Below are 1,215 nucleotides of genomic sequence, written 5' to 3' on the forward strand. Positions count from 1 at the left end.
AAATGGCAAAAGAAAAGTTTGAACGTACGAAACCCCACGTAAACGTGGGTACAATCGGCCACGTTGACCACGGTAAAACTACCCTAACTGCAGCTATCACTACAGTTCTTTCTAAAACTTACGGCGGTAACGCACAGGCTTTCGATCAAATCGATAACGCGCCTGAAGAAAAAGCACGTGGTATCACCATCTCTACTTCACACGTAGAATACGATACTCCTACTCGTCACTACGCACACGTAGACTGCCCAGGACACGCTGATTACGTTAAAAACATGATCACTGGTGCTGCTCAGATGGACGGTGGTATCCTAGTAGTTGCTGCGACTGATGGTCCTATGCCACAGACTCGTGAGCACATCCTACTTGGTCGTCAGGTTGGTATTCCTTACATCATCGTATTCATGAACAAGTGTGACATGGTTGACGATGAAGAGCTTCTAGAGCTAGTAGAAATGGAAGTTCGTGAACTTCTTAACGAATACGAATTCCCAGGTGATGACCTACCAGTTATCCAAGGTTCAGCGCTTAAAGCGCTTGAAGGCGACGCAGAGTGGGAAAAGAAAATCATCGAGCTTGGTGAAGCGCTTGATTCATACATCCCAGAGCCAGAGCGTGCAATCGACAAGCCGTTCATCCTTCCAATCGAAGATGTATTCTCAATCTCAGGCCGTGGTACTGTTGTAACGGGTCGTGTTGAGCAAGGTATCATTAAAGTTGGTGAAGAAGTAGAAATCGTAGGTATCAAAGACACTACTAAGACTACTTGTACTGGTGTTGAGATGTTCCGTAAGCTTCTTGACGAAGGCCGTGCAGGTGAGAACGTTGGTGTTCTTCTACGTGGTACTAAGCGTGATGAAGTTGAACGTGGTCAAGTACTAGCGAAGCCTGGTTCAATCACTCCACACGTTAACTTCGAAGCAGAAGTATACGTACTGTCTAAAGATGAAGGTGGTCGTCATACTCCATTCTTCAAAGGCTACCGTCCACAGTTCTACTTCCGTACAACTGACGTAACTGGTGCTGTAGAGCTTCCAGAAGGCGTAGAAATGGTAATGCCTGGTGACAACCTTAAATTCAAAGTTGAGCTAATTGCTCCGATCGCGATGGAAGAAGGTCTTCGTTTCGCAATCCGTGAAGGTGGTCGTACAGTAGGTGCTGGTGTTGTATCTAAGATCCTAGACTAATCTAGACTTAGCAACACAAGCCAAAAAA

General features: G+C 45.8%; 1 protein-coding gene. It reads left to right on the top strand.

From position 1 onward, the window contains the following. The first annotated feature begins 2 nt into the window (after positions 1 to 2). Positions 3 to 1,187, top strand: coding sequence for an elongation factor Tu (gene tuf, locus V7R42_RS19850; RefSeq protein ID WP_014977498.1), 1,185 nt, complete (start codon positions 3 to 5; stop codon positions 1,185 to 1,187). Positions 1,188 to 1,215: the final 28 nt, after the last annotated feature.

Source organism: Alteromonas sp. S015 (genome assembly GCF_036864485.1).
Lineage (GTDB): Bacteria > Pseudomonadota > Gammaproteobacteria > Enterobacterales > Alteromonadaceae > Alteromonas.

Coding starts and splice junctions, on each gene's coding strand:
- tuf (WP_014977498.1), top strand. CDS start 3: ATGGCAAAAGAAAAGTTTGAACGTACGAAACCCCACGTAAACGTGGGT.